The organism is Cupriavidus sp. OV096 (assembly GCF_900115455.1).
GTDB lineage: Bacteria > Pseudomonadota > Gammaproteobacteria > Burkholderiales > Burkholderiaceae > Cupriavidus.
The window spans coordinates 36455-48835 of the sequence record NZ_FOWM01000004.1; the positions used below are offsets into that span (position 1 = coordinate 36455).

Below are 12381 nucleotides of genomic sequence, written 5' to 3' on the forward strand. Positions count from 1 at the left end.
CCGGGGCGGGCGTGGCTGCCGCTTTGCAGCCATCTAAAGGAGTCATTCCATGTTGATGCGAGACGTGATCCCGCAAGTGCTGAACCGCGGTACGGCCCTGCTTGGCCAGGACGTACTGGAGACCCCGCCTCAAAAGACCTTCCACCATGCGATCGACATCTATCTCAAGGATTCGAATGCGTTCATGAACACTTACTTCGCCCGGTACTTCGAATGGCAGGGCATCTGCCGCGAGCGCTGGTTCCACGAGTGCATCCACGGCAACCTGCTGGCCGCCGGCGGCGTGTTCGTGACCAAGCGCGCCCACCAGGAGTACGTGGAGGAAACCTTCCCGTTCCAGCGCGTGGACTGCTACCTGAACACCTTCCAGGTGCGCCAGTGCTCGGCCTACCTGCTGTTCCGCTTCTGCGTGGAGGGGCGGCCGGTGTCGCTGGGCTACCAGCAGATCGTGTTCGCGGACCGGGACAAGCGCATCACGCGCTTCCCGAAGGAAATCATCGACAAGGTGAAGGAATACGAGCTGGTGCTGCCGCCGCTGACTAACTGATGGGTCGCGCGCCGTCGGGCTGGTTCAGCCGGTGGCGCGCGTGGGGAAGGGGCTGTCCGGCTCCACCGTGGCGTGGAAGCACGGCAGCCGCAGCGTGAAGGTGGTGTGCACGCCCGGCACGGACTCACAGTCGATGCGGCCGCCAAACGCCTCGGCCACGCGACGGCAGAAGGCCAGCCCGAGGCCGTTGCCGCTCCCGTGCGCCTTGGTCGAGAAGAACGGGTCGAAGATACGCGGCAGCACATCGGCGGGAATGCCCGAACCCGTATCGCGGCAGCGCAGCAGGTAGAAGCCGCCCTCGGCCGCGCCCGAGATCTCGATCCCGCCCTCGCCCTGCGCCCGCACGGCGTAGAGGCCGTTCTTCAGCAGATTGAACAGCACGTAGACCAGCAGCGTGTCCGAGCCGACGAAGCGCCAGCCGGCCGGCATCGGCGCCAGGTGCACGCGCTCGCGCTCGCCGGGCTGGAACGGGTAGCGCGCCAGCGCCGCCTCCACGCAGGCCGCCAGCCCGTGCGGGGCAAAGCTGCGTCGATCCACACGCTCCAGCGTGACGGAGGCCAGCGCCATGTCGATGACCGTGCTGGTGCCATCCACCTCGCGCGTGATGCCCTCCACCACCGTGCCCATGCGCTCGAGCTGCCCCGGCCGCAGGCGATCTTCGATCAGCCCGTGCGTCACGGCCAGCCGGTAGCCCTCGATGACCTGCGGGAAGGTCCGCGCCATCTCCTGCGCCTGCATGCGGATGGTGGCCAGCGGCGTGCGCACCTCGTGCGCCACGGTGGCCGCCAGCGAGTACGGATGCATGAGGTTGTAGCGCACCACGGTCACGGCGAGGATGCCCAGGCTCAGCGCGATGCACACCACGCCCGGCGGATAGAACGCGTAGCCGTAGTTGACCGCGTAGTCGACCGCAGCCAGCGAATAGAGGCCCAGGCTTACCAGACAGAGATTGAAGCGGCGGCGGCGCTCCACGGTGGCATTGGCGCGCGCCACCCAGAGCAGCCATGCGCACCGGCACGCCAGCACCGCGGTCTGCGCCACATGCAGCGGATGCAGCGGCCCGGCCTTCGGATAATCGCCAAAAAACAGGGTGTAGTAGCCGGACACCACCTGGCTCGTGGTCAACAGCAGCACGGCGAGGATCAGGCTCAGGCCGTATGAGGCCAGCACGGCGGGCCGCTCGCGGCGGCACTCGGTGACCTCGCAAATAAACTGATAGAACGTGGTCGGCAGGAACAGGATGAACAGGTAGCCGACCTTGGCGAGTACCACCGCCACGTCCGGGTGCGTGGCCTGGAACAGGAACGCCCAGGTGCCCTGCCACGCGAAAGTGGTCACGCACATCAGGAAGAACGCCGCCGACACGCGTGTCACGCCCTGGGTCACGAGCACATAGAGCCCATACCCAAGGAAGATCGCGGAAACGAAGGCGGGAAGGATCGCGTACATGCACAGCCGCGATGCGCGCGGCGCAGCAGGAGGGACCGCCATGGTACGGGGTGCGTGATCTGTCCGCACTAAAATTGGCTGTATTCAGACCTAAGCCGCGCTGAATTCGCAACGGTTACGGCCCTGCCCCACCGAAGGGGAATGGTGCTCCGTGGAGAAACAAAAACGGCGGGACTGATCGTCCCGCCGTGCGGAATGCCTGCCGGCATCGCTGCCGGCCCGTGCTGGATTACCAGCGCGTGTCGCGTTCCCAGGCCTTCAGTTCTTCCTCGGTGCGCTCCTTGGTGTAGCCATAGCGCTCCTGGATGCGGCCAGCGAGCTGGTCCCGCTTACCGTTGATGACCGTGAGGTCGTCGTCGGTGAGCTGGCCCCACTTCTCCTTGACCTTGCCCTTGGCCTGTTCCCACTTGCCTTCGATCTGGTCCCAATTCATGTACCACTCCTGTTGGCTATCCGACGGATTGGATTACTTGGCGTACTTGGCCTTCACGTTGGCCTGGCACTTGTCCTTGGCATCGCCGGACATCGCATCGCACTTTTCCTTGTCAGCCTTGTAGGCGGCGTCCACGGTGTCCTTCTTGGCGTCGGCGCGGGCTTCGGCCACATCGGTGCTGGTGCCCGTGGCGGCGGCCTTCTCAGTCTTGGCCGGGGCCAGGTTACGTTCGTGCGTGGCCTTGGCTTCCTTCACGCACACGTCCTTGTCGTTACCCTTCTTGTCGTCGCACATTTCCTTGGCGACGTCATAGTCACGGTCGGCCTTGGTCTTCATGGCCTTGGCGTGGGCTTTCTCGGTGCCGTCGCGCTTGGCTTCGGCGTTGGCCTTGGCCACGTCACGGTCACGCTTGGCTTCGGCCTTGCAGACGTCCTTGGCGTTGGCCTTGAGGCCATCGCACTTGCTGCTGGCCGCCTTGTAGTCCGCATCCGCCTGCTTCGTGGCGGCGTCGTAGTCGGCTTTGGAGCCGGCCTGGGCGTAGGCGACGCCTGCCGGGGCGGCGAACATCATCGAACACATTGCTGCGGCAAGCCACTTTTTGGTCATCATGTCGTGCTCCTTTTCTTGGTGGATCCTGTGGACGGAACCCTGTTCTAGCCACACGCTGCATCACACTCGCCGCGTCATGGCCACGCTGTACTTGCAGGTTACGTTTCCCCACCAGATCGAAGCAGAAGACCGCTGCTGAAATGTACGTAAGACAATTCCGACACTTCACATTTTTATTCAGTGGCGATGGAATAAAGTCGGGCATGGCGGGAATAAGCGCCCATGCCGTTCGTCTTACGCTGCAAGCGGTACAAGAACTTTTCCGGACACTCGCCATGAGCCAGACCTTGACCGACGACGCCCTGCGCGAAGTCATTCCGCGCCTGCGTCGCTTCGCCCTCACGCTGACCCGGCAGGAGGCGAGCGCCGACGACCTGGTGCAGGCGTGCCTGGAGCGCGCGCTGTCGCGCGGCGCCGCCCGCCACCACGACGGCGACCTGCGCGCATGGTTGTTCACAATCCTGTACCGCAAGTTCCTCGACGGCCAGCGCCGCGCCAAGCGCTACGCCGGCGTGCTGGCGCTGTTCGGCGTGGGTGACGATGCCGACATGGCGCCCTCCACCGAGGACGTGGTGCTGGCCCGCTCCGCGCTGCAAGCCTTCAACCACCTGCCGGCCGAGCAGCGTGCGCTGCTCACGCTGATCACCGTAGAGGGCCTGACCTACCAGGAAGCCGCCGATACGCTGGGCGTGGCCATCGGCACCATCATGTCCAGGCTGTCGCGCGCCCGCAAAGCCATGCGCGACATGACCGAAGGCCAACCCGCCCGTCCCACCGTCCAGGTCCTGAAATGACCATCCACAAGACGACCCAACACTCCCTGATGCCCGCCGACGCCGAACTCCACGCCTATGTGGATGGCGAACTCGACACTGCGCGCCGCGCCCAGATCGACGCGCTGCTGCCCACGCACCCGGACCTCGCCCGCCAGATCGACGCCATCCGGGCCGCCGCCCAGCAACTGCGCGCGAGCCTGCCGGAGCCCTCCCCGGCGGACACCCCGGCGCGGCTCGACCCCTTCCGCATCCGCCGCACCCTGCGCGACCGCGCGCAGCGCCGCATGGCCGTGGCCGCCTCGCTGGTGATGGCGCTCGGCATCGGCGGCGTGGGCGGCTGGCAGACCCGCGAACTCGCCATGCGCCAGAACTATCTGCCGATGGCCGACGCCGTGCAGGCCTACCGCATGTTCGCGGCCAGCGAGGGGCCGCAGGTGGTGGATGTGAGCGCGACCGATCCGCGCGCGCTCCAGTCCTGGCTCGACCGTCACTTCGTCCAGCCCGCCCCGCTGCCCGATTTCACCCAGTACGGCTTCCGGCCCGCCGGCGGGCGGCTGATGCCGACCGAGCAGGGCACGGCGGCGATGGTCCTGTACCGCAACGACCAGGGCCAGACCATCGTCTATTACGTACGGCCGCCGGGCAACCTGCTGCGCTTCGGCAACGGCAACCGGCAGGACGGCAACCTGCTGGCGCAGTACTGGCGGCAGGGCCGCTACTCCTATGCGGTGGTCAGCCCCACCGATACGCCGGTGACGCGCACGCTTCAGCAGGCGATCGAACCGTCACGCCGCGATGCCACCTAAATAGATAGCTCGATTCCCCGCTTGACGGGGCGCGCCATGCTCAATATTCTTTTTATGAACTTTCCGTTCATATTTGAACATTTCATTGAGCAACCGGCCGACGCGTAACGCATCGGCCACAAGACGGAGCGCCCCCATGGTTTCAGGAAAGATCGGCATCAACGGTGCCGGCATTGGCGGACTGGCCGCCGCCATTGCCCTGCGCAAGCTCGGCATGGATGTCGTGGTCTACGAGCAGGCGGCGCGGTTCGCACGTGTCGGCGCGGACATCAATCTCACGCCGAACGCGGTGCGCGCGCTGGACGGCCTGGGCGTGGGCGCCGCGCTGCGCGAAACGGCGGCCCGGCCCACGCACCGCATCAGCCGCACCTGGGACACCGGCGCGGAAACCTCCCGCCTCGCCATGTCGGACGAAGCCGAGCAGCGCTACGGTGCGCCGCAGCTCACCATGCACCGGGGCGACCTGATGGCCGCGCTGGAAGCCGCCGTGCCGGGCGCCTGCGTGCGGCTGGCGCACAAGGCCACCCACATCACGCCGAAGGACGGCGGGCGCGGCGCCACGCTGCGCTTCGCCAACGGCAATACCGAGGAGGTGGACGTGCTGATCGGCGCCGATGGCATCCACTCGATCGTCCGCACGGCCCTGCTGGGCGAGGAACACCCGATCTTCACCGGCGTGGTGGCCTACCGCGCCGTGGTGCCGGCGGAGAAGCTGGCCGGCGTGCCGAACCTCGGCGCCTTCACCAAGTGGTGGGGGCCCGAGCCGACCAGCCAGATCGTGACCTTCCCGCTCAATCGTGGCCGCGAGATCTTCGTGTTCGCCACCGTGGCGCAGGACAGCTGGCGCAACGAGTCCTGGACCACGCCGGGCCGGGTCGAGGACCTGCGCGCCGCCTACGCCGGCTTCCATCCCGATGCCCGCGCGCTGCTCGACGCCTGCGACGACGTGCTGATCTCCGCGCTGTACGTGCGCGACCCGCTGCCGTCCTGGTCGACCGGCCATATCGCGCTGATGGGCGATGCCTGCCATCCGATGATGCCGTTCATGGCGCAGGGCGCCGGCATGGCCATCGAGGACGGCGTGGTGCTGGCGCGCTGCCTGGCCGAGGCCAGCGACGACACCATCCCCGAGGCGCTGGCGCGCTACCAGGCGGCCCGCCATGACCGCACCAGCCGCATCCAGATCGGCTCGCGCGGCAACGAGTGGCTCAAGGCCGGCGGCAATGCGGACTGGGTGTACGATTACAACGCCTGGAACGTGGCGCTCGGCTGATCCTGCCTGCACCCGTTCCGTTTTTCTTTTCCACGTGCCGATGCCCAAGACCGCCGCGCCAGACGACTCCCTCGACAACCCCAATGCGTTCGATAGCGACGATGCCAGCGGCGCGTCGCAGGCGCTCGTGACCCCGGTCATGCGCGGCCTGCGGCTGCTGCGCTTCATTGCCGAAGGCGGCTCGACGGCCAATCTGAGCGAGGTGGGCCGCCGCATCGACGTGAACCGCGTGACGGTGATGCGCCTGCTGGCCACGCTGGAGCACGAGGGCATGGTCGAGCGGCTGCCGCAGGGCGGGCACACGGTGGGGTTCTCGTTCCTGAAGCTGGCGTCACGCGTGCTGGCGGCGAACGACCTCACCACCTTCGCGCGGCGCGTGCTGGCGCAGCTGAGCGGCTCACTGCAACTGTCGGCCTATCTGGCGGTACCGGACGGCGGCCACGTGCTCTACCTGCTGCGGGACATGCCCAACACCGGGCTGGTCAGCAACATCCAGGTCGGCAGCCGCGTGCCGGCGCACCTGACCACGCCGGGACGGATGCTGATTGCGCACCTGTCGCCCGAGGCGCTGCGCGAGCGGCTGGGCGATGACCCGCTGCCCACCGTGACCGGCCAGAGCCCCGCCACGCACGCCAGGCTGGCGGAGATCCTCGGCGCGGACCTGGAGCGCGGCTGCGCGTGGAGCTTCTCGGCCTTCGAGCCGGGCATCGACGCCTGCGCCGCGCCGGTGATGGATGCCACGGGTGACGTGATCGCCGCGATCAGCGTGGCCGGCCCGCAGCAGCGCTTCGAAGCGGACGGCACGCTGCGCGAACGGGTGGAAAAGGAAGTGAAAGCGGCAGCGAAGGACCTGTCGGCGCTGCTGGGGTATCGGGTGGGCAAGCGCTAAACGGCTTCGGGATACGCCGCCCCTCTCCCCCGGCCCCTCTCCCGCTAGCGGGCCACCGTCAAGCCTCCAGCTTCATCGGCATCGACCTGCGCCGGGCCTTGGTCGCCAAGTACAGCGCGTGCGCCACGGCGGGCGCCACCGGGCCGAGCGACACCTCGCCGCAGCCCTGCGGGGGCCGGTCGCTCGGCACGATCACCACGTCGATCTTCGGCATCTCCGCCAGTTGCAGCAGCGGATAGTCGTGGAAGTTGCTCTGCTGCACCACGCCCGCCTTGAACGTGATCTCGCTCTTGAGCGTGTTGGTCAGCGCAAAGCCGATGCCGCCCTCGATATTGGCGCGGATCAGGTTCGGGTTGATCGCCCGTCCGCACTCCACCGCACAGACCACGCGCCGCACCCGGAACGCCTTGCCGCTGCGCTCCAGCTCCAGCGCCATCGCCACATAGGTCTGGAATGCCTCGCCCCGCCCCGTGTAGAGGTTGAACGTGAACCCGCGCGACACCCCGGGCGCCGGCTTGCGGTCCCAGTTCGCCGCCTTGGCCGCCGCGTCCAGCACCCGCAGCGCCAGCGGGTTGTGCGCCAGCAGCGCGCGGCGGTAGCGGTACGGGTCCATGCCGGCCGCGTCGGCCATCTCGTTGACGAAGCTCTCCAGCATGAAGATGCTCGACGTGGAGCCCACGCTGCGCATGAAGCTGACCGGAATTGGCTGCTTCACGTCGATCATGTCGACCTTCAGGTTGGGCACGCGGTAGACGCAGTCGTAGAGCGCTTCCAGCATGGTCTCGTCCCAGCCGCCGTTCTTCGCCATGCGCTCGGCCTTGATCACGCCGTAGAGCGACTGGCCGGTCAGCCGGGCATGCAGCGCGCGCGGCAGGCCCTTGTCGTCGAGCACGGCGCGGAAGCGCCCCGACACCCCGGGCCGGTAGAAGCCATGCCGGATGTCGTCCTCGCGCGAGCGGATGACCTTGACCGGCTTGCCCACCGCCGCCGAGGCGCGCGCCGCGTGCACCACGAAGTCCGGCAGGAACTTGCGCCCGAAGCTGCCGCCAAGGAAGGTGGTGTGGACGATGATCGTCTCGGGCTTGCGCTGGTAGAGCTTGCCGAGCGCGTTGCGCACGAAGTCCTGGCCCTGGATCGGCCCCCAGACCTCGATGGCGTCCTCGCGCACGTGCACGGTGGCGTTCACCGACTCCATCGTGGCGTGGACGATGTAGGGCGTGTGGTAATCGGCCTCGACGAGCTTGCCGCCGGCGGCCAGCACCGCGTCCGGGTCGCCCAGCTGCGTCGCCACCACGGCCTCCGGAGCGCCGAGCGCGGCCTGGCGCGCGGCCAGGATCTGGTCGCTGTCGAGCGACCTGGCCGGGCCGGGATCGACCTCCAGCTCCAGCGCATCGGCGCCCTTCTTGGCGAGCCAGTAGCTCGTGGCGACCACGATGGCGGCGTCCGGCGCCTGCACCACGGCCTGCACGCCCGGCATGGCCTTGACGGCTTCGGCGTTGCGCAGGCCGGTGACCTTGCCCGTCACGGTAGGGGCGAACTTCAGCGCGCCGTACAGCATGCCCGGCACCTTCACGTCGATGCCGAATTCGGCGGACCCGTCGACCTTGGCCGGGGTGTCCAGCCGCTGCAGGTCCTTGCCGATGAGCTGGTGCGCGGCTTCGTTCTTGAGACGCGGCGTGGGGTTCAGCGGCAGCTTCGCCGCCTCTTCGGCCAGCTCGCCATAGCTGAACGAGCGGCCCGTGGCGCCGTGATAGACGCGACCCTTCGCCGTGTAGCACTGGCCCGGGCGCACCTGCAGGCGCTTGGCGGCGGTCATCACCAGTACCTCGCGCGCCTGGGCGCCGGCAATGCGCAGCCGCTGGTAGAACAGCGTGGCGGACATCGACGCGCCAACGAACTGCTGCGGCTCCTCGTACGCGGCGCCGGTGCGGTAGGCGTCCCGGCCGGTGACGAAGGTCACGGCCACCTGCTGCCAGTCGGCGTCCAGTTCATCGGCCAGCACCTGCGGCATGCCGGTGTAGACGCCCTGCCCACACTCGCACTGCGACAGCCCGAGCGTGATCTTGCCGTTCGGCTCGATCCAGATCCAGTCCGTGATCTCATGCGTGCCGTGCGGGCCGCTGTCCACGGTGCGGGAGGCCAGCGCCGGCAGCGGAATGCAAAGCGCGCCGGCCAGCGCCATGCCGCCCTTCAGGAAGCCGCGCCGCGCGGGGCTGGCGATGGGGTTACTTTGCGGCAGCATGAACGGCCTCCCGGATGCGGTGGTAGGTGGCGCAACGGCACAGGTTGCTGACCGAGGCGTCGATCTCCTTGTCGGTGGGGTGCGGATTCTGCTTGAGCAGCGCCGTCACCGCCATGACCATGCCGGACTGGCAGTAGCCGCACTGCGGCACGTCCTTGGCGATCCACGCCTGCTGCACCTTGGACGAGCGGTCCGGCGAGAGCCCTTCGATGGTGGTGACCTTGCGGCCCGCCACGCTGGAGACCGGCGTCACGCACGACCGCTGCGCGTTGCCATCCACATGCACGGTGCAGGCGCCGCATGCGCCGATGCCGCAGCCGTACTTGGTGCCGGTCAGGCCGGCGTCATCGCGAATCACCCACAGCAGCGGCGTATCGCCGTCGCCGTCGAAGCGGGTCGCTTTTCCGTTCAACACAAAATCCATGATTGCCCTCGCTCGTGCAAGAAGTCACGCTGAAATGACGGCCGCAGGCCACCCTGCACGGCGCAGGGTGCGGCCAGGTACGACTGGGTTGGAAACTTGGGGAGGGGCGTCTGAGGGACGCCCGGAGGCTATTCCGCCGTGATGTGGTACGTGCGGATCAGCGTGGCCCACGCCGCGGTGTCGTCGCGGATGCGCGCGGCCAGGGCGTCGGGGGTGCTGGCCACGGGCTCGAGGCCCTGGCGCTTCAGGTCATCGCGCACGCTCGCGGTGGCGAACAGCGTGCGCACATCGGCGGCCAGCGCATCGGCCAGCGGCTGGGGCGTGGCGGACGGCACCAGCAGGGCGTACCAGGAACTGACGTCGATGCCGGGCATGCCCTGCTCGGCCAGCGACGGCACGTCCGGCGCCGCCGGGGAGCGCTTCGACTGGGTGACGGCCAGCGCGCGCAGCGCGCCGGACTGGATGAACGGCGCCAGCGTGGGCCACGTGCCGAACAGCACGGGCACCTGCCCGCCCACCACATCGGTCACGGCCTGGGTGGTGCCTTTGTAAGGGACATGAAGCATGGTCACGCTGGCCTTGTTGCGGAACAGCTCGCCGGCCAGATGCAGGCCGCTGCCGACGCCGGGACTGGCGTAGCCGAGCGGCGACTTCGCCTGATCCGCCTGCTTCGCCAGCGCGATCAGTTCCGGCACGGTGCGCGCCTTCACCGCCGGGTTCACGGCCAGCACGTTGGGCGAGCTGGCCAGCAGCGAGACGGGCCGGAAATCGCGCGTGACCTGATAGGACAGCGCGGGGAACAGCGTGGGGTTGATGGTCAGGTTGCCGGCCGGCACCACCAGCCAGGTGCAGCCATCGCCCGCCGCACGGCGCACCGCGTCGATGCCGATATTGCCGTTGGCGCCGGGCTTGTTGTCGACGACCATCGTGGCGGCCTTGCGGTGGGGTAGCTGCTGGAGCCCCTGCGACAGCGTGCGGGCAAGCTGGTCGGCCGGGCCGCCGGCCGGGAACGGCACCACGATCCGCACTGCGTGACAGGCCGGGGCGGCCTGTGCCATACCCGCTGCTCCCATCACCACCATCGGCAGCACTGCCGCCATCCCCATCCACCGTGCTTTCCTCATGCCAGCCCCGTTCCTTCCGTGATTTCGCCATCCGCCGGGGCATCAGCCCGGCGTCATTCGTTGGCCACCCTGCCCTGCAGGGTCGGCCGGTAATCCAGCAGGCGCGACAGTTCCCCTGCCGCCTCGCGCACCTTCTCGACCATCGAATCGAGCAGCGCCGGATCGATCCGGGCTGCCGGGATGGTCGCCCCCAGCGCGGCCACCACGCGCGTGGTGCGGTCACGCACCGGCGCGGCGATGGTCGAGATGCTGGCCTCGAAGAAGCCTTCGTGCAGCACATAGCCGCGCTGGCGGTCACGCTGCACCATCTCGTACAGCTCTTCCACGGTGCGCGGCGTGCTGTCCGAGTACACCTCCAGCCGTGGCTCCGGATACAGCTCCCGCAGCGCCTCCAGCGAGAGGTCTTCCAGCAGCACGCGTCCCAGCACCGTGGCATGCGCCGGCAGGCGGGTGCCCACGTTCACCGTGCTGGTGAACGGCCGCGCCGCCACCGACTTGGCCACGTACACGATCGACCGGCCATCCCGCACCACCAGGTTGCACGGGTAGTGGATGTCGTCGCGCAGGCGGTCCAGCAACGGCCGGCCCAGTTCGGTCAGCTCCAGCGAGGCCAGGTAGTCGAAGCCCAGCCGCAGCACCGCCATGCCGAGGCGGAACTCGCGCCCGCCGTCGGTCCGTTCCACGAAGCCCATCATCTCCAGCGTGGCCAGCAGCCGGAACACCGTCGAGCGCGGCACCTTCAGCCGCCGCGCCAGTTCCGCCGCCGACAGCGTGCGGTCCTTGCTGCTGAACTCGCCCAACAGCCTGAGCCCGCGTTCGAGCCCCGGCACGATGTACTTATCTTGTGTGTCCTGTACTTCCTGCTGCGTTTCCTGCTGCGTTTCCTCTCTGGGAAGGTCCTGGTTCATGGTCTCTCTCTGCGTAGCGTTCGGTCCTGCCGCCGGCTTTTCGCACTTCAGCCGGCTGGCAACGGATCCGTATAACATGCGGCGTCGCGCACAGCACGAGCCCCCGCACGTCTCCACTCCGAACCCTAGCAGATATGTTTTATCTATGAAACCCGGATTCACATCAGGAACGAATTCAGATTAGGGCGACTTTGTTGATGACTCAACTTAAGTTAATCCCGGATTGACATAGCCCTTGTGATCTGTCGTGTTTTGCTGCGTGGCACAAAGTTGCGGGCCCCGCCAGCTGTGAGACAATCGCCGCCGGTTTCCGGCCGTCTTGCGGCATCCCGCGACATTCCGCGGCATCCTTTCCCGCCTTCCACTTCGCCATGTCCAGCCCCACCTCCGCACACGAACAAGCCACTCCGGCCGCAGATCCCTGGTCCCAACTCGACGAGGCGGGCACAGGACTGACCGTCAACGACTTCCTGACGACGATGTTGAGCCAGCTAGTGACGGCGCTGCGCAGCAGCGTGACCGAGCCGTACGCCACGCAGTTCGAACTGACCGTGCCGGAATGGCGCATGCTGGCGCTGCTGGCGCATGGCAAGGAGCTGTCCTTCGCGGAGATGGTCAAGCAGTCCACCTCGGACAAGGCGCTGGTCAGCCGCACCCTGCGGCTGCTGGAGGACCGGGGGCTCGTCACACTGGAGTCGGAAGGCAGCACGCCGCGCCGGCGCCTGATCTGCCGCATCACGCCCGCTGGCGAGGCGCTCCATGCGCAGGTGATTCCGCTGGCGCAGCGCGGGCAGGCATCGGTGATCCGCCTGCTGACGCCCGAGGAGCGCCACGGGCTGTACACGGGCCTGCGCAAGCTGCACGGCATCTGCACCGGCGCCGGCCGCGACTGACCCCCTTC

The 12381-nt window shown here is 68.0% G+C and carries 13 protein-coding genes; 6 read left to right on the forward strand and 7 right to left on the reverse strand.

Annotated elements, in window-relative coordinates:
• The first annotated feature begins 49 nt into the window (after window positions 1-49).
• On the forward strand, window positions 50-547 hold the full coding sequence (locus BM115_RS10450) for an acyl-CoA thioesterase (protein ID WP_092293404.1): 498 nt from the start codon (window positions 50-52) through the stop codon (window positions 545-547).
• Between the two features lie 24 nt (window positions 548-571).
• Here BM115_RS10450 and BM115_RS10455 read toward each other — a convergent pair whose 3' ends face one another.
• From BM115_RS10455 to BM115_RS10465, 3 genes are all read right to left on the reverse strand, one after another.
• Complete coding sequence (locus tag BM115_RS10455) at window positions 572-1996, reverse strand: sensor histidine kinase (RefSeq protein ID WP_092293406.1); 1425 nt, start codon at window positions 1994-1996, stop codon at window positions 572-574.
• A gap of 229 nt (window positions 1997-2225) precedes the next feature.
• Window positions 2226-2429, reverse strand: coding sequence for a CsbD family protein (locus BM115_RS10460; RefSeq protein ID WP_092293408.1), 204 nt, complete (start codon window positions 2427-2429; stop codon window positions 2226-2228).
• A gap of 33 nt (window positions 2430-2462) precedes the next feature.
• Window positions 2463-3035: a hypothetical protein gene (locus BM115_RS10465; protein ID WP_092294329.1), complete on the reverse strand. Its 573-nt coding sequence runs from the start codon at window positions 3033-3035 to the stop codon at window positions 2463-2465.
• Between the two features lie 278 nt (window positions 3036-3313).
• On the opposite strand from BM115_RS10465, the gene BM115_RS10470 reads away from it, so the two are divergent.
• The 4 genes from BM115_RS10470 to BM115_RS10485 all read left to right on the forward strand — a co-directional run bounded on the left by BM115_RS10470 (window position 3314) and on the right by BM115_RS10485 (window position 6782).
• The gene (locus tag BM115_RS10470; protein WP_092293410.1) at window positions 3314-3832 is read left to right on the forward strand and encodes a sigma-70 family RNA polymerase sigma factor; all 519 of its coding nucleotides are present in this window, start codon (window positions 3314-3316) and stop codon (window positions 3830-3832) included.
• Complete coding sequence (locus BM115_RS10475) at window positions 3829-4620, forward strand: anti-sigma factor family protein (RefSeq protein WP_092293412.1); 792 nt, start codon at window positions 3829-3831, stop codon at window positions 4618-4620. The genes BM115_RS10470 and BM115_RS10475 overlap by 4 nt, the downstream gene beginning before the upstream one ends.
• 136 nt (window positions 4621-4756) lie before the next feature.
• Complete coding sequence (locus tag BM115_RS10480; protein ID WP_092293414.1) at window positions 4757-5893, forward strand: FAD-dependent monooxygenase; 1137 nt, start codon at window positions 4757-4759, stop codon at window positions 5891-5893.
• Window positions 5894-5933: 40 nt separating this feature from the next.
• Window positions 5934-6782 carry an IclR family transcriptional regulator gene (locus BM115_RS10485; protein ID WP_092293416.1) on the forward strand — a complete coding sequence of 283 codons (849 nt, stop codon included), beginning with the start codon at window positions 5934-5936 and terminating at the stop codon, window positions 6780-6782.
• A gap of 58 nt (window positions 6783-6840) precedes the next feature.
• On the opposite strand, the gene BM115_RS10490 is transcribed toward BM115_RS10485, so the two are convergent.
• From BM115_RS10490 to BM115_RS10505, 4 genes are all read right to left on the reverse strand, one after another.
• Complete coding sequence (locus tag BM115_RS10490; RefSeq protein ID WP_092293418.1) at window positions 6841-9024, reverse strand: xanthine dehydrogenase family protein molybdopterin-binding subunit; 2184 nt, start codon at window positions 9022-9024, stop codon at window positions 6841-6843.
• Window positions 9008-9448: a (2Fe-2S)-binding protein gene (locus BM115_RS10495; RefSeq protein ID WP_092293420.1), complete on the reverse strand. Its 441-nt coding sequence runs from the start codon at window positions 9446-9448 to the stop codon at window positions 9008-9010. The genes BM115_RS10490 and BM115_RS10495 overlap by 17 nt, the downstream gene beginning before the upstream one ends.
• A gap of 128 nt (window positions 9449-9576) precedes the next feature.
• On the reverse strand, window positions 9577-10530 hold the full coding sequence (locus tag BM115_RS10500; RefSeq protein ID WP_255370798.1) for a tripartite tricarboxylate transporter substrate binding protein: 954 nt from the start codon (window positions 10528-10530) through the stop codon (window positions 9577-9579).
• 95 nt (window positions 10531-10625) lie between these two features.
• Complete coding sequence (locus tag BM115_RS10505; RefSeq protein WP_092293424.1) at window positions 10626-11480, reverse strand: IclR family transcriptional regulator; 855 nt, start codon at window positions 11478-11480, stop codon at window positions 10626-10628.
• Between the two features lie 371 nt (window positions 11481-11851).
• On the opposite strand from BM115_RS10505, the gene BM115_RS10510 reads away from it, so the two are divergent.
• Complete coding sequence (locus tag BM115_RS10510; RefSeq protein ID WP_092293426.1) at window positions 11852-12373, forward strand: MarR family winged helix-turn-helix transcriptional regulator; 522 nt, start codon at window positions 11852-11854, stop codon at window positions 12371-12373.
• Window positions 12374-12381: the final 8 nt, after the last annotated feature.